Origin of the sequence: Sphingobium sp. LSP13-1-1.1, from assembly GCF_040676415.1 — a bacterium.
Classification (GTDB): Bacteria; Pseudomonadota; Alphaproteobacteria; order Sphingomonadales; family Sphingomonadaceae; genus Sphingobium.
In genome coordinates, this window is sequence record NZ_JBEGHU010000023.1 from 433,030 (window position 1) to 447,206 (window position 14,177).

Below are 14,177 nucleotides of genomic sequence, written 5' to 3' on the forward strand. Positions count from 1 at the left end.
CGACAACATGACCGACGCATTGACGGGCTACGGCTCGGAGTTCTGGCTCGCGGACGAGACCGACACCCTTCAGGAAATGGGCGAGATGATCGCTCTGGAGCCCGGCTCCGAGGAATGGGGCACGACCGAGGCGACGCACTTCAAGAGCCCCGATCGCCGCCGCGAATATATCAAGACCCTGATCGAGTCCGGCCAGGGCAGTTTCCAGCTCAACTGGCTGCCGGGCAGCGAAACCGATCAGCGGATCAGCAACGCCCACGCCGATGAGGGCTCGCGCCGCTTCAAGATGGTCGTGCCGTCGACTACCGGCACTTGGGAAATCTCGGGCTCCGTCAACGTGCTGAGCCGCACTCCGACCATCCCTCTTGATGATCGCATGACCTGTCAGGTGACGTTGCAGTTCACTGGCGGCCGGAATGAAGAGGCTGGCGCGTGACGGCAGTAAACCCGCTTCGGGGAGAGGCTCAGATCAAGGTCGCTGACGCGACCTTGAAGCTGGTCTTCGACGTGAACGCCTTCTGCTATGCGCAGCCGGTGCTCAACATGAAGCCATTGGAAATCCTCTCGGCTCACCTGGCCGATGATGGCGACATGCTGCTGACGCGCACGCTCCTCTGGGCCGCGCTCCAGAAGCATCATCCCTGTCACGAACTGGAGGCCGGTGAAATTCTCGCGGATGCGGGGGTGCCCACCGTGCGGAACGCCCTGACGGCCATGTTCGTGGCGGCGTTCGGCCTCAAGAAAGAGAGCGATGATGGGGAGGGTAAGAAGGGGGAAAACCCTCCGACGACGACCCCTGGGACTGGCTCAGGCTCCACCGACAATACTGCGAAGCCGGCGGCGAAAGCCAAGCGTTCTGGGGCGAAACGCCGCAACTGATACGGTCGCGGATCGAGGCATATCAGGAGCGGATCAATAAACAGGAACGACTGGCGATGTCGCAGGCATGGCATTCGGCAGCGTTCTACCGGGCTCAGCGCCTTCCCTCGCTGGCAACGGCTTTGGGAGATGGGGTCAAGCCTAAGCACGCATCCAATGATCAGATGCTTGCCAGCTTCCGGGCAGCGAAACGCAAAGGCGCAGCGATCACGATACGCAAGGTGGCATGATAGTCGCTGATGTTGCCGAGCAGCTCAGCGGGCGTGCAGCGCCTTTGCCTGCTGCATTTCCCGTTGATAGCGCGCGCTATCCTCGGGAGTGACGGCGCACTGGCCGAGCAGCCAAGCCAAACCAATGAATGCAATCAAGAATGTTGCCCAGCGACGTATCATGCTGGGTGATTACCACGGAGATGCACGATGACAACAGGTGGTGCGCTTATCGGTGCTCTCCGGGTTACGCTCGGGCTCGATTCCGCTGAATTTGAAGCGGGAACGAAGCGCGCGCGTACCAATGCCAAGAATGAGGTCAGCGCAATTCAGCGCGAGTTCGACCGGCTGAAGGGTATCGGAAGCACCCTTGCGGGTATCTGGGCTGGGAGCGAAATCATCGCTGCCGGCAAGCGCGCGCTGGATTATGCGTCTTCGCTGGGCGAGGTGGCGCAGCAGTTGGGCGTCACCACCAAGGATCTCCAGACATATCGCTACGCTGCGACGCAGGTCGGTGTTGAGCAGGAGGAGATGGACAAGTCTCTCGCCAAGCTTACCCGCACGATCGGCGAGGCAAAGGCAGGATCGAAGGCCCAAGCGACCACCTTCCGCGAATTAGGCGTGGCGGTGCAGGATGCGAATGGACGCGTTTATACGGCTGGCGAGCTGATGCCCAAGCTGGCCGACGCCATCGGGAAGATAAAGGACCCTGCGACACGCGCTCGGCTTGAAGTGGAACTGTTCGGCAAGGCCGGCCAGAAGCTCGACACGCTGCTCGCCGGTGGCAGCGCGGGCGTCAACGAGCTGAGGGATGCTGCGGCAGCGCTGGGGATTGTCCTTTCAGACGACCAGATCGCGAAGGCCGATGAGACCGCCGATAAGTTGGCGCAGGTCAAGATGGTCTTGGAAGCGCGCATTGCCGGCATCGTATCGGATAACGCTGACGCAATCCTCAAGATTGGCGATGCGCTCGGATACGCGGCGGGTCAGGTAGGCCAGTTTTTCAAAAATATGCAGGGCGTTGACCGGCTGAAGCGGGACGAAGGCTGGGCCTCCGGCTTCCTCTCCTCTTGGGACCGACAGGCCAATGCCGCCGACCCGGTCAAATATCTTCAGATGCGGACCGGCAACCTCGTCCGCGCGACGGCCGAGCGGAAGCGGCTGGAAGCCCAGCAGGGTGGGAAGGACTATTTCGGGTTTGGTGCCCAGGCGCTGAAGCAGGCGCGCGAGCGCGAACAGGAAGCTCTTCGTCTGGTCAAGGCTGCCAAGGCTGACCCGGGCCTTCAGGCTGCGATTGCTCGTGAAAGGGTGGGCGCGTCGTCGGGCTCATCTGTGGCCGACGGTGCCCTTCCCACCGTGGCATCGACGCCGAAGAAGCCGCACGGCCCGACAGCAGCAGAGATTGAGGCCAAGCATCAGCAGGAGCTTTCGCGCCTTCGTCAGGAACAGCTGCAGGCTGAACTGGATCTGGCGACCGATGCCGACAAGCGCGCGGACATCCAGAGCCAGTTGCTGCTGGAGGAATTCAACGAGCGGCAGTCACAGATCGCGAACGACAAGAATTTCACCGACGCGCAGAAGAAGGCGCAGATCGCCGCGCTAAAGGCGCTCTATGGCGTCAGCGGCGACGGCAACGATATTGTCGTGGGCGGCGGTAAAACTTCCCTGTCGTCGCGAATCGCCCGCGACCGCCAGGCTCAGCTCGACCGCGAAGACTTCGAGTTGCAGTCGGCCGAGATCGAGGCGCAGCGCGATGCCCTTCAAGGCCAGCTGAACATGGCGCGGACGGCCGATGAGCGGCGCCGCCTCGAGCTGGAGATCCTAGACCTCGAATATAAGCTGAAGGCCGCGAAGCTCGATCAGGTCATCAATTCGATGGACAGCAGCCAAGCCGAAAAAGAGCTGGCGCAAATGCAGAAGGACAGGCTGGGCCAGCAGCATGGGATCGACGCGGCGAACATCAACCGCCAAACCATGGGGCCAATGGCGACGTATCTGGACAGTCTGCCCAAGACTGCTGCCGAGATAAATGAGCGGTTCGAGCAAATTGCGGCCGATGGCCTTGCCAACATGAACGATCAGCTTGCCCAGGCGGCTGCGAACACGCTGAAGCTGAAAGGCTTCGCCGGTCAACTCTTCAACCAGCTAATAGCTGATGTCCTGCGCCTGAACCTGCAAGCCGCCATGGGCGGCGCTGGCGGCGGTGGTCTGCTCGGAGGGCTTCTGAAGCTCGGTGGCAGCGTCCTCGGCCTAGGCGGTGGCGGCGACAGTGACATCATTCTCGGGGGCGCTGCTACTTCCTTGAAGATGCCTGGCGTCATCAGCGGCTACGGCGGCGGCACCTGGAACGCTGACGGCTCGGTCGCCACGCTTCCGGGCATGGCCCATGGTGGCCTTATCGGCGGCTTTGGCGGCATTGATAAAAATATCCTCTCTGTCAACGGCGTGCCGAAGGTGAAAGTCAGCGCCAATGAGCGCATCCGTGTCGAGCCGAACGCCGCCAACGACAATCGCGGCGGCGTCCGCAACTTCTTCGACCTGCGCGGCGCTGTCATGACACAGGATCTGATTGCGCAGATGAACGCCATGGCGAGCGGGGCAGCCATGCAGGGCGCGAATATGGGGTCGGCTGGCGCGCAGATCGCGCTTGCCCGGAAGCAGAGCAGAACGATACCATGACCGAAATGACCGACAGGAAGCAGCGCCAGCGCGAAATATGGGAGGCGGGGAGATCGTCTGCCCTGACGGATGCTGCTGACCGCATTCGCTTTCAGGCATCGCTGGCCGAGAAGTTTCTGAATGCGATGCTGATTGCCCACGGCGGCGCCATCATCGGTCTTTTCACCTTCGTCGGTAACGTGTCGAGCAAAGGAGATGGGCCATTGGTGCTGGGTATCCGAAGCATATGGGCGGCGTTCGCCTGCTTCGTGCTCGGTCTGGCCCTAACCCTTGCCGCTTATCTGCTGGCATTTCTCTCGCAGCATCATTTCTACCGGCAGTCGTTGCATGAGGCAGAAAGGATCGACCGCGCGCTCGCGATGGATGAACCGCAGATCGACCGCACGAAGGAGCGGCAGTCCAATGCGGCGGGCTTCCGCCATTACAGTCGCGGCCTCATCGTCGCGGCCGTTTCCGTGACCCTCTTCTTGTTGGGCGGCGGCTTGGCTCTCTTCGGGCTTCTGCCCCGCTAAAATCGGACGAAAGCATGATCGACCTTCCCGAGTGGCCTGGGCCAAACGGCGCAACGCCGCGCGTGCTCGACTTTGGCGGATTTCTCGAACCGTCGGGCGGCGCCGAGGTGCAGAGGCTCAACCGCATGGGCAGCCGCTACGCCATTACGATCAGTCTGCCGCCGCTGACCAACAAGAAGCACGGTCGCATATGGGTGAACCGGCTGCTCAAGGGCCAGCAGGAGGGTGCGCGGATCGAATACCCTCTGCTCGACTTCTATCCCGGTGTGCCCGGCAATTTTGTCGTCGATGGCGCAGGGCAGGCTGGCAAGATCCTCAATATTCGAGGAGGGACGCCCCAATACGCCTTCTATGAAGGGCAACCGTTCAGCCTTGAAATAGATGGACAGCACTATCTCGACTTCATTGCGGAGGGCGCGGTTGCTGATGCATCGGGTGACGCTGCCATCACGCTGACGCAAATGCTGCGGGCAGAGCCTGGGGATGGTGATGCCCTGCACTTCGCCAAGCCGATGATCGAGGGGTTCATTCGCGGCGATCAGCTTTCGTGGGAACTGGCCCTCGATCGTACCGTCGGCCTGTCGTTCGAGCTGCACGAGTCTCGCTGATGGCTTTCACAGGGCGGGTTCTCAACCTGGTAGCTCTGATGAAGATCGAGCTGCCGGACCATGATGTGCGCCTGTGCGACGGCGGTTTCATCTACTGGGGCGGAGAAAAATACGAGAATATCGATGATCTGTTCGGGACGATCGGCAGCGCGGAAACCTTCGAGGAGAAGACGGGGGACGAAGCGCCCGGCGGCAAGCTGACTTTCCTGCCGCCCTCGTCATCAGCCGCAACCGCCCTCACCGATCCTTCGTTTCAGGGCGCGCGCATGAGGTTCTGGCTCGGTGAACTCGATCCAGTCACTGGGACCATCGCCGGCACGCCGGAACTGACCGCTGACCTTGCCATCGATACGACCACGATCAAGGCGGCCAAGGGTACACGGTCTGTCGATATCGAGTTCGAGAGTGCGGCCAAGCGCCTCTTCATGATCATGCGCGGTAACGCGCTCAACGATCGCTTCCATCAAGCTTGCTATTGGGGGGAAAAGGGCATGGCGAATGCCACGGGAATGCCGCGTTCAACCGCCTGGGGGGCGGCGACGCCGAACACATGAACGACATGCTCAGGCGGCAGGCCGCTCTTGAAAAGACGCTCGCGAAATATCGCGGGCGAACGCTGGACTTTGCCCAGGCGGATTGCGTGCGGATGGCGCGGTTCCACCTGCTCCAGATGGGGCACAAGCCCCCTTCTCTGCCGCCGTATCGCTCGGCTGTCGGAGCCAGGCGCGCATTGCAGCGGGTCGGCGGCATCGTCGCGGCGCTGGACAAGTTTCTGCCCCGCATTCCCCACGCACGCATGTTGCCGGGGGACATCGCGGTCTTGGAAGGTGATGGCGGAATGGACGCAGTGACAATCTGCATCGGTCACAAGCTTATCGGTTGGCATGAGGGCAGCGACGAGATGGTCAATCTCATTCCGCTTGAAATCAAGGCGGCCTGGAGGGCCTGAATGTCAAAGGTTTTGACCAAGGTGGCCATGCTTGCAGGGGCTGTGGCGCTGGTAGCGACCGGCGTCGGTGCGGCAGGTGGCGCCGGTCTGCTTTCCATGAGCGCATCGACCGCTGCCACTGTTTCGACCATCGCTCAGGTCGCGACGGTGGTGGCGGCAGCGGCGTCGGTGGGCGCACAGTTGACTGCGAAAAAGCCGGGCGCGATCGGCACCGTCAATCAGGTCACCATCGGGGCGAATTCTCCCATTCCCTATGGCGTCGGGCGCAGCTTCTACGCAGGCAGCCAGGTCCATGATGTTGGCTGGGGCAACAAGATCAACAAGACCAAGAACCCCATGCTGTCCAAGGTGTTCATCTGGAGCGCCGGCGGGCCCATTGAGGGCATAGATTCCTTCCTGATGGATTGGCAGCCGGTGACGTTCTTAGGCACGTCTGCCTCCGGCTATTATGGGGGCTGGCTGTGGAGCGATAATCAGCTCGGACTGCGCCCGGAAGCGGACGCCCTTGCGCCTCCTGTGGGGCTGTGGGGGGCGATGATGCCAGACTGGGGAGCGGACTATAAGATGTCGGGCTATGCCGCGAGCCTGATCACCTTCAAGTTCGATCGCGACAATAAAGTGTGGGCGAACGGTATCCCGGCCTTCGGCGTCGTTGGGAAATGGGCGCGCGTCTATGATCCACGAAAGGATGATACCTACCCCGGCGGCGAGGGCGATCATCGCTTCGCCGATGAGGATACGTTCGAATTCGACCGCAATGCGGCGCTGAATGCCATCACCTATGCGCGCGGACGCTATGCGATAGACGGGGACGGAAACCAGACGATCAAGGTCGCTGGCTGCGGCTTCCCGCAGGAGAGCTTTGACTGGCCGCAATGGGTCGCCTTCGCCAATATCTGCGAGGCCAACGGATGGAACAGTGACGGCACGGTATTCGATGGTCCGGGGATCAGCCTGTGGGACAATCTCAAACGCATCTGCGCAGCGGGCGGGGCGGTCCCGGTGATTTCGGGAGGGCTGCTGTCCGTACGCTTCCAGTCACCAAAGGTTGCGCTCGACACAATCACGGCAGCAGACTTCGCCGACGGCGAGCGGCTTGTGCCGGGCATGCGAACCTATCGAGATCGCATCAACACGATGGTCCCGAAATACCGTTCGGAGGCCAACAAGTGGGAGTATGTGCAGTCCGAGGCGATCAGCTTCGAGGAGTATATCACGCTCGACGGGGAGCCGAAGGAGGAGGAGTATCTCTGTGAGCTGGTGACGGACAAGGATCAGGCGGCGCAGCTTACCGCCTATGAATTGTTCAACCGCCGCGAGCTTTCTGGGATCACAATCCCGTGCAAGCCGCGCCTGTGGGAGGCGCGGTTGGGCGAAGCCTATCAGGTCGTCGATCCCGAAACCGGCCTCAACCACCTGTGCGTCGTCGCGGCGATCAGCAAGGATATTGCTACCGGCATCGTCACCCTGACCTTCGAGACCGAGACATCGAGCAAGCACGCGCTCGCGCTGGCGATGACAGGCACCGCGCCCCCGCCGCCGACCTTGGTTCCGCCCGGAGATTCCGATGACGCGTCGTGGGATAATGGGACGGGCGGCGTTCCGACCAACCCGACAGGCTGGACACTAACCGGGGAAACGGTGACCGGCCAGACCGGAAGCGTTCCGCTGCTGGTGGTAGAAGGCGCGGTCGGATCGACCGACACGGCCAGCGAGGTTCTCTTCGAATATCGGACCTATGATGTTGGGAACGGACCGGACGATAATTGGGCTGGGTCCAGCCTTGAAGCGCCGGTTATCACGCGCAAGGAAATAGCGGGCATCGTCGCTGGCGTCGATTATGAGGTCAGCATTCGCTATCGCTCTGGAACCCTGATCAGCAATCGCCTGATCCTGGGGCCGGTGGCGGTCAATGCCTGGGCGGCCACGGCTGTCCTCGCCAATGGTGGCAATGTCAGCGTCACGGCGGCTGGTGACGGCCTCTATACGATCACGAAGACTGGGGGCACCGCCGGCTGGGACGCCTCGGCTGTCAGCACGACCGGGATATCGGGGGGTGCGGTCGCGCAGATCCACGCCCCGGCGTCCGGCGCGGACATCATAGCCGGGCTGGCGACGGCACCGAATGCCTCAGACAGTTATACTGACATTCCATTCGCTGTGTATTTCGGCGGCGGCGGGTCACTGTTCGCGGCAGAGAACGGCACTTTGACTGGGATCGGCACATGGGCACCAGGCGACCTCATATGGATCGTTCAGGCGCTTGACGGCACCTCGATCTCCTATCGGAAGGGGCCAACCCTGACTAGTTCGACGCTGCTGCGGACAGTCTCCACTTCATCGACCACCTTCTACTTCGACAGCAGCATTGTCGATGTTGGCCGGACCTTCATCGCCGGCCTCTTTAAGCGCCTGACCTAACCCCACCCTCCATCGCCGGAGCAAACATGACAGCACGCCTGGACCTCACGGCGTCACGCAATGAGACGTGGCGGCCGACGATCGACCTTGCCTATTCGGGCGACCCGTTGCCCCTAACCGGCGCCACCATCAAAATGCAGTGGCGCCTCTATGAAGGCGCTGCGGGCGCTCCGTTGCTCGATTTCGGAGATGTTCCTTTCGAGGACATTCTCGCGACCGCAGAGGACGTTGCGAACGGCGTCGCGAGCCCCGGAGACCGCATCCTGCGGCTCCTGCCCATCATGATCAAGTCCGCGCTGGAGGCCCTGCCAACCGGCGTCAATCAGCCGGAAATCGGGGAAGCCGACCGGTTCGCCTGGGACGCTGTCATTCACTACGCAGACGATGTTGAGGAGCGGATTGTCGCTGGCGTCGTCGATCTCTCGAAAGGGGTAACTGTTGATGGGGACTAATATCTTCTCCGCAAAGGTGCGCGCGATCCGCGGCCCCGGTCTGAGCACCGCTGATCGCGCGTTTATCGACAGCGCGAGCGACCGGCTGGACGTCATGCCGGTGCAGGCCGCCAACTATCTCGGCGCTGGGACGGCTGTGCTGCGCAATCTTTTCGACAAGCGTCGTGCGGTGGCTGACACCAACATCGCGGGTGAGACCGGCGAAACTTACTATGCTGCGGACATCTCTCTGACCGGCTCCATCCCCGTCGGGGGCCTCGGCACGGTCACGGCAGGCGTGCCTTTGTTCAATTACTGCTTCTATGATTATTCGGGAGCCTTTCTGACCGGCGAACAATCGCTGACCGCCTCCCCTCTGATCGATGAGGGCGATCCGCTCACTGTTCCTGCTGACGCATTCTATCTGCGCTTCGGCCTGCCAACGGCGCTGGTCGAAGATTTGATGGTTGTCCCTGGCAATCCCTTGCCAGCGAGCTTCGTTCCGTTCCCGGCGCCTGCCACAGTGCCTTGGGCAGGGAAGAAATTTGGTTTCGTTGGAGACAGCATATCGGCGGTCCATGTCTATCAACCTATGGTTGCTGAACTTCTCGATGCGAAATTCGTGCAGTTCACTGACGACGGCTTCAGCGGCCGGAAGATGGGCGAGGCGGTCCCCGTTCTTACGGGCGGCAATCTTGGGGCGCTGGACCTGCTGGGCGTTTTTCTCGGCACGAACGACTTTGGCGGGAACACCCCTCTCGGTGCACATGGCGACGCCACCGATGCGGGCACCTTTTACGGCAACACCCGCAACGTGATCGAGACGGCGCTGAGCGCCAACCTCGACATGCAGGTGATGATGGTCACGCCGATGAAGCGCGGCGTCGTCAGCGGCCTGCCTGCATGGGACGACCCGAACACGGCCGGGCACGTTCTAGAGGATTATGTAGACGCCATCATCCGGGTCGCGGCCGACTATGCCGTGCCGGTGCTCGACATGTTCCGCGTTTCCAACTTCAATGACCTGACGCTGGCGACCTATGCGAGCGACCTTCTGCACCCTAGCACGATGCAGGCATGGAATATGATCGCCCGGAAATTCGCCGCATTCATCCGGACGATCTGAGCTCGGGCGGGGCTGGCTCTACTTGGCGAAATCACCAAGATTATGAAAGGTGGACGATGGACGATGGCGGTCTTGCGGGTGACGTGGCGCAGGTAGCAGCGGGCGGCTTCAGTGTGGGGGGTGGGCTCTATGCGGTGCGGTGGCTCATCCTTTGGCTGACGGGCCGGGCCGACAGGGTGGCCGCTGTGAACGACCAGCAGCGGGCCGAACTGGACCAAAGCTGGAAGAGTTATCGGCTGATGCTGGAGGCGCGGCTGGAAAAACAAGACGAACGGATCGACCGGTTGGAACGCGAGGTAGAAGATTGCCACGCGTCGAAGCGGGAAACCGAAGCCCAGCTCGCGCGCCTGCAAGCCTATGTCGATGGTGAGGGGCAAGCCCGGCAGCTTGGGGCAGTGATCGCCGCTCACGACAGGCGGCTTGGGTCAGGTTGATCCAACAAACAAGATGGCATTTGCGGGCGCTTCAGGCGCCCTTTTTCATAGGAGACGCATATGGACCACGCTGCGCTTCAGCGGCGGCTGGCGACGCTCGGCCATTACACCGGCGCGATCGACGGGAAGTTCGGGCCGCTCAGCAAGGCGGCCACGCTCGAATGCCTGACAGACGGGCCTGACTATCCAATCTCCGACGATGATGTTGCCCGCGCGGCTGTCGATCTCGGAGTTGAGCCTGCCAAGGTCTGGGCCGTCTATGATGTCGAGTCGACCGGAACAGCCTTCATCGGCGGCCGGGCCACCATCCTCTTCGAGCCGCATCGGTTCAGCCGCTCCACCGGGCATCGGTTCGACAGGAGCCACCCGGCGCTGTCCTCCCGCGAATGGAACCGCGCCCTTTATCCGGGAAAGCAGGCTGATCGCTGGCAGCAGCTGCTCAGCGCGGTGACGCTCGATGTCGATGCCGGGTTCATGTCGGCCAGCTATGGCGGCTTTCAGATATTGGGAGAAAACTACGCCGTCTGCGATGCGGCCGATCCATGGTCGTTCGCCTGGCGACAGTGCCAGACCGAAGGCGATCAGCTGGACGCCTTCGTGCGGTTCGTAGCAGGCAAGGGCCTGAAGGGCGCACTTCAGCGCGGTGACTGGGCCGCCTTCGCGCGCGGCTATAACGGCACGGCCTTCAAGGCGAACCGATATGATGAGCGGCTGGCCAGCGCCTTCGCACGGCGGCGGGCCGCATGAACAATCAGCATAATGTCATCGCCTATCTCGCTACCCTCGCCGCGATTGTCATCATGTCGATCGTGGCCGCTATCATCTGCGTAAGCGTCGAGCCGGATACGCATCTGGCGCAGATCGTCGCAGCCCTCGGATTCATCAGCGCAGCGGTCACCGGGCTTATCGGCGTGATTGGCACCTTCAAGGCGCGCGACAACAGCGAGGCTGTGAATGAGCAGCTGATCGCCAAGCTGCCGCCTGCGGAACCGCCGGCGAGCGAAACCAAGTCCTGACCCTCACCACAAGGAGAATTCCATGAAACGCCTCATTGCGCTCTGCCTACCGCTCGCCCTGATGGCCTGCGGCAGCATGACGGGCACCTTCAACAGCATCCCCGCATCGCCCGCTGCGGTTGCCAACAGCACTGTTCTTGATGAGCAGGGCGCGCTGGCAGCCGAACTGGCCTACAAGGCGGCGCGAGTCGCGGTCGAGACGGCTGTCGATGCCGGGTTGATACGGGGCCCGGCGGCGGCGAAGGTCGCCAAGCTGGACCGGCAGGCATTCGCCGCGCTCGGAGTGGTTCGCAAAGCCTATGCGGCCGGAAATGCCGCCAGCTACGCCAGCGCCCTGACCGCCGCGCGGTCAGCGATCTCCGACCTTCTGACCCTCACCGGAAAAACGGGAGCCTGACATGAACATCTCTACCCTGTTGAATGTACTGCCCGTCGTCGGGCCTGTCGTCGCCAAAGCGCCAGAATTTGTGGCGCTCTACCAAGCTGCGGTCACGGTGCTGGCCCCGCCCGATCAGGCGACCGCGAAGGAAGCCCTCAAGGATATTCAGGCGGATAATGACGCGGGCCATGCTCGTTTGCAGGCCAAGCTCGCTGCCGCTGCTGCAAGCTAAATGGGAGGGGTGCCTCGCCCCCTATAGGTGAGGCGCTAAAAGCAGAGGGCGAGACCGTGGAGAGACGCGCTGAAATCCGCGCGGTTCCGCCGGCCTCATCCTCTGAACCTGCTCACAATTCGCTTCCACTCGCGTTCGTCCGGCAGAGGCAGAGTGATCTGCGGCGGCTGGTCCGCCAGATCGATGGCATTGGGCCGTATGCGTTTGCCCAGGCGGCGGGCGCACTCCCGGCACCAGAACTTCTCGCGCGCGGACCTGAAACTGTCGTCCCATCCTCGCCTATGGAAATGCCACCAGATGCCATGGGGATGAAACAGGCCCGTGTGGCCACACCGGCAGACGACCTTCACCGTTCGATGCCATGCGGCCGCCTCGAACAGGCAAGTGGCAACCTTCAGGCCGTTCCTATAGCGGGCCACATTTCGCCAGTGCCTCGTCAGCAAGCTCCTGCAATGTCGCGTAGCGGACCTCAACCAGGTCCGCGATGGCGGCAGAGATTGATTTCACATCGCCCCCAGTGAGGCCGCCCTCATCGATCGCCTCATCATCCGCAAGCCTCTCAGCGAAACGGCGGAAGCGCGCTTTCAATCCATCATCCATTTGGTTCTCCTGTCGGTGAGCCAGTGCGTTCCCCCGCCTCGGCGGGGGTTGAGGCGCGCCAACGCCTCAAGCCGGCGGAAACGACCCGCCATGTCCCCGGCTGGCCTGCCGGTTTCATCCCGCCTCCTGGCGCTCGGGAGGGGTGAACAGATATGGAACAAACAGAATGGAGTCGAGTCCGCTTTTTGATGATTTCGTGGCCCCTGTGTCGCCTGTGGCGGCGTACATCGGAGGCAAGCGACGGCTATGGAAGCGCGTCACCCGCGCGATAGATCTGGTGCCGCACCAATCCTACGGCGAAGTGTTCATGGGGATGGGAGGCGTCTTCCTGCGGCGCGGCCGCCGCCCGCGCGCTGAATATGTGAATGACTGGTCCGAGGACGTGGCGACCTTCTTCCGCATCCTCCAGCGCCACTACATCGCCTTCCTGGACATGCTCCGCTACCAGCTCACCACGCGGAGCAATTTCGAGCGGCTGATGCGAGTCGATCCGGCGACGCAGACCGATCTGGAGCGCGCGGCGCGGTTCCTTTATCTCCAGCGCCTTGCGTTCGGCGGAAAGGTGGCAGGCCGCAGCTTCGGCGTCGATGCGGCTAACTCGGGTGGGTTCGATGTGACGAAGCTTCAGCCGATGCTGGAGCAGCTGCACGAGCGGCTCGCTGGCGTCACGATCGAACGGCTGCCCTGGTCGGAGTTCGTGAGCCGCTATGATCGGCCGGACATGCTGTTCTACCTCGATCCGCCATACCACGGCAGCGAGGGTGACTATGGAGCCAATATGTTCGGTCGAGACGAATTTGCCCTGATGGCTGATCAGCTACGCGGAATCGAAGGCCAGTTCCTGATGAGCATCAATGATGTGCCGGAGATCCGCGACGCGTTCGCAGGCTTCCCGATGGCCACGGTCGAGTTGCAATATACCGTCGGGAATGGATCGCCGGTGGCGGCTCGGGAACTCATCATCACCAACAGCCGCGAGGTGTCGATCGAGCGCTTGGTGCCCAACCAGGCAACAGCCTGACGGTCGCCAATATAGGATGGCGCGGGTTCGCTTCCACGAGGCTGGCCCGCGTTTTCCTCTCCGGTGTCATTCCGGTGAAACTCGCCGCTTTTCCCGGTTTGTTCACGGTTTTTAGGTGCGCCGTCGAAAACGGAAACGGCTGATTTCTGCCGCTTTACGCCGTATGCCGTGTGTTGACATCACAGGGCTTTGAAAACAGACGAGGCTCCCTAGGGGCTCGAATTGGAGGGGCATTATGGAACCGAATTTGTATCATCTGCGTGGGGCTAAGGGTGATTGGCCCACTAGCTTGAGCGCTGCGGTGTTCGACGTTCGGATCATCGCCTCTACGGTCGAAAAGGCTGTGGCCTCGGCCAGGGAGCGCTTGGCTTCTGATCTATCAACTCACGACATCGATCACGCGTGGCTGATAAACGACGACGGCTGGACGGTCTGGAGTTCCGCTGAAGGTGACATCGGCGCGGTTGATGGGTAAGGATTTCGGTTCCCCCACGCCGCTGTAACCCGCGAAAAACCGTGGGTCACTGTGGCGGCAAATTGGGGGAAAGATCATTGAAAATAAACAGGAAAATGCTTCCACGGCTGAAACACGGGTTCGATTCCCGTAGGGGTCACCAATAAACTCAAGGAGTTGATACTTCTTGGGCGGAAAGAAGCAGAAGTGCCGTGGCGCATTCCTGT

General features: G+C 61.8%; 19 protein-coding genes and 1 tRNA gene. 18 read left to right on the top strand and 2 right to left on the bottom strand.

Annotated elements, in window-relative coordinates:
• Positions 1-7 precede the first annotated feature (7 nt).
• Together MRBLSP13_RS14205 and MRBLSP13_RS14210 are read left to right on the top strand one after the other, a co-directional pair.
• A complete protein-coding gene (locus MRBLSP13_RS14205; RefSeq protein WP_363755138.1) occupies positions 8-436 on the top strand; it encodes a phage tail tube protein in 429 nt (142 codons plus the stop codon).
• The gene (locus tag MRBLSP13_RS14210) at positions 433-879 is read left to right on the top strand and encodes a hypothetical protein (RefSeq protein ID WP_363755140.1); all 447 of its coding nucleotides are present in this window, start codon (positions 433-435) and stop codon (positions 877-879) included. The genes MRBLSP13_RS14205 and MRBLSP13_RS14210 overlap by 4 nt, the downstream gene beginning before the upstream one ends.
• A 254-nt stretch (positions 880-1,133) precedes the next feature.
• Here the strand turns inward: MRBLSP13_RS14210 and MRBLSP13_RS14215 are convergent, their stop codons facing one another.
• A complete protein-coding gene (locus tag MRBLSP13_RS14215) occupies positions 1,134-1,271 on the bottom strand; it encodes a hypothetical protein (protein ID WP_363755142.1) in 138 nt (45 codons plus the stop codon).
• Positions 1,272-1,298: 27 nt separating this feature from the next.
• On the opposite strand from MRBLSP13_RS14215, the gene MRBLSP13_RS14220 reads away from it, so the two are divergent.
• From MRBLSP13_RS14220 to MRBLSP13_RS14280, 13 genes are read left to right on the top strand one after another with little or no spacing between them, the layout of a single operon-like run.
• Positions 1,299-3,767 carry a phage tail tape measure protein gene (locus MRBLSP13_RS14220; protein ID WP_363755144.1) on the top strand — a complete coding sequence of 823 codons (2,469 nt, stop codon included), beginning with the start codon at positions 1,299-1,301 and terminating at the stop codon, positions 3,765-3,767.
• Positions 3,764-4,279, top strand: coding sequence for a hypothetical protein (locus tag MRBLSP13_RS14225; protein WP_363755146.1), 516 nt, complete (start codon positions 3,764-3,766; stop codon positions 4,277-4,279). The genes MRBLSP13_RS14220 and MRBLSP13_RS14225 overlap by 4 nt, the downstream gene beginning before the upstream one ends.
• A gap of 14 nt (positions 4,280-4,293) precedes the next feature.
• The gene (locus tag MRBLSP13_RS14230; RefSeq protein WP_363755148.1) at positions 4,294-4,887 is read left to right on the top strand and encodes a hypothetical protein; all 594 of its coding nucleotides are present in this window, start codon (positions 4,294-4,296) and stop codon (positions 4,885-4,887) included.
• 38 nt (positions 4,888-4,925) lie between these two features.
• Positions 4,926-5,441 carry a hypothetical protein gene (locus tag MRBLSP13_RS14235; protein WP_363755150.1) on the top strand — a complete coding sequence of 172 codons (516 nt, stop codon included), beginning with the start codon at positions 4,926-4,928 and terminating at the stop codon, positions 5,439-5,441.
• Positions 5,438-5,836 (top strand): DUF6950 family protein, encoded by a 399-nt coding sequence (locus tag MRBLSP13_RS14240; protein ID WP_363755152.1) that lies wholly within the window; start codon positions 5,438-5,440, stop codon positions 5,834-5,836. Before MRBLSP13_RS14235 ends, MRBLSP13_RS14240 begins: the two co-directional genes overlap by 4 nt.
• Positions 5,837-8,257, top strand: coding sequence for a hypothetical protein (locus tag MRBLSP13_RS14245; protein WP_363755154.1), 2,421 nt, complete (start codon positions 5,837-5,839; stop codon positions 8,255-8,257).
• 26 nt (positions 8,258-8,283) lie between these two features.
• Positions 8,284-8,709, top strand: coding sequence for a hypothetical protein (locus tag MRBLSP13_RS14250; protein WP_363755156.1), 426 nt, complete (start codon positions 8,284-8,286; stop codon positions 8,707-8,709).
• Positions 8,699-9,814, top strand: coding sequence for an SGNH/GDSL hydrolase family protein (locus MRBLSP13_RS14255; RefSeq protein ID WP_363755268.1), 1,116 nt, complete (start codon positions 8,699-8,701; stop codon positions 9,812-9,814). The genes MRBLSP13_RS14250 and MRBLSP13_RS14255 overlap by 11 nt, the downstream gene beginning before the upstream one ends.
• Positions 9,815-9,870: 56 nt before the next feature.
• A complete protein-coding gene (locus MRBLSP13_RS14260) occupies positions 9,871-10,248 on the top strand; it encodes a hypothetical protein (protein WP_363755157.1) in 378 nt (125 codons plus the stop codon).
• A gap of 60 nt (positions 10,249-10,308) precedes the next feature.
• Positions 10,309-10,995 carry an N-acetylmuramidase family protein gene (locus MRBLSP13_RS14265; RefSeq protein ID WP_363755159.1) on the top strand — a complete coding sequence of 229 codons (687 nt, stop codon included), beginning with the start codon at positions 10,309-10,311 and terminating at the stop codon, positions 10,993-10,995.
• Complete coding sequence (locus tag MRBLSP13_RS14270; protein ID WP_363755161.1) at positions 10,992-11,264, top strand: hypothetical protein; 273 nt, start codon at positions 10,992-10,994, stop codon at positions 11,262-11,264. The genes MRBLSP13_RS14265 and MRBLSP13_RS14270 overlap by 4 nt, the downstream gene beginning before the upstream one ends.
• Before the next feature lie 22 nt (positions 11,265-11,286).
• Positions 11,287-11,661, top strand: a complete 375-nt coding sequence (locus MRBLSP13_RS14275; protein ID WP_363755163.1) for a hypothetical protein — start codon at positions 11,287-11,289, stop codon at positions 11,659-11,661.
• Position 11,662: 1 nt separating this feature from the next.
• A complete protein-coding gene (locus MRBLSP13_RS14280; protein ID WP_363755165.1) occupies positions 11,663-11,875 on the top strand; it encodes a hypothetical protein in 213 nt (70 codons plus the stop codon).
• 405 nt (positions 11,876-12,280) lie between these two features.
• Here MRBLSP13_RS14280 and MRBLSP13_RS14285 read toward each other — a convergent pair whose 3' ends face one another.
• Positions 12,281-12,475 carry a hypothetical protein gene (locus MRBLSP13_RS14285; protein ID WP_363755167.1) on the bottom strand — a complete coding sequence of 65 codons (195 nt, stop codon included), beginning with the start codon at positions 12,473-12,475 and terminating at the stop codon, positions 12,281-12,283.
• A gap of 166 nt (positions 12,476-12,641) precedes the next feature.
• On the opposite strand from MRBLSP13_RS14285, the gene MRBLSP13_RS14290 reads away from it, so the two are divergent.
• The 3 genes from MRBLSP13_RS14290 to MRBLSP13_RS14300 all read left to right on the top strand — a co-directional run bounded on the left by MRBLSP13_RS14290 (position 12,642) and on the right by MRBLSP13_RS14300 (position 14,113).
• Positions 12,642-13,496 (top strand): DNA adenine methylase, encoded by an 855-nt coding sequence (locus MRBLSP13_RS14290; RefSeq protein WP_363755169.1) that lies wholly within the window; start codon positions 12,642-12,644, stop codon positions 13,494-13,496.
• A 289-nt stretch (positions 13,497-13,785) separates the two neighbouring features.
• Positions 13,786-13,971 (top strand): hypothetical protein, encoded by a 186-nt coding sequence (locus MRBLSP13_RS14295; RefSeq protein WP_363755171.1) that lies wholly within the window; start codon positions 13,786-13,788, stop codon positions 13,969-13,971.
• A gap of 56 nt (positions 13,972-14,027) precedes the next feature.
• Positions 14,028-14,113, top strand: a tRNA-Ser gene (locus tag MRBLSP13_RS14300).
• The last annotated feature ends 64 nt before the right edge of the window (positions 14,114-14,177 follow it).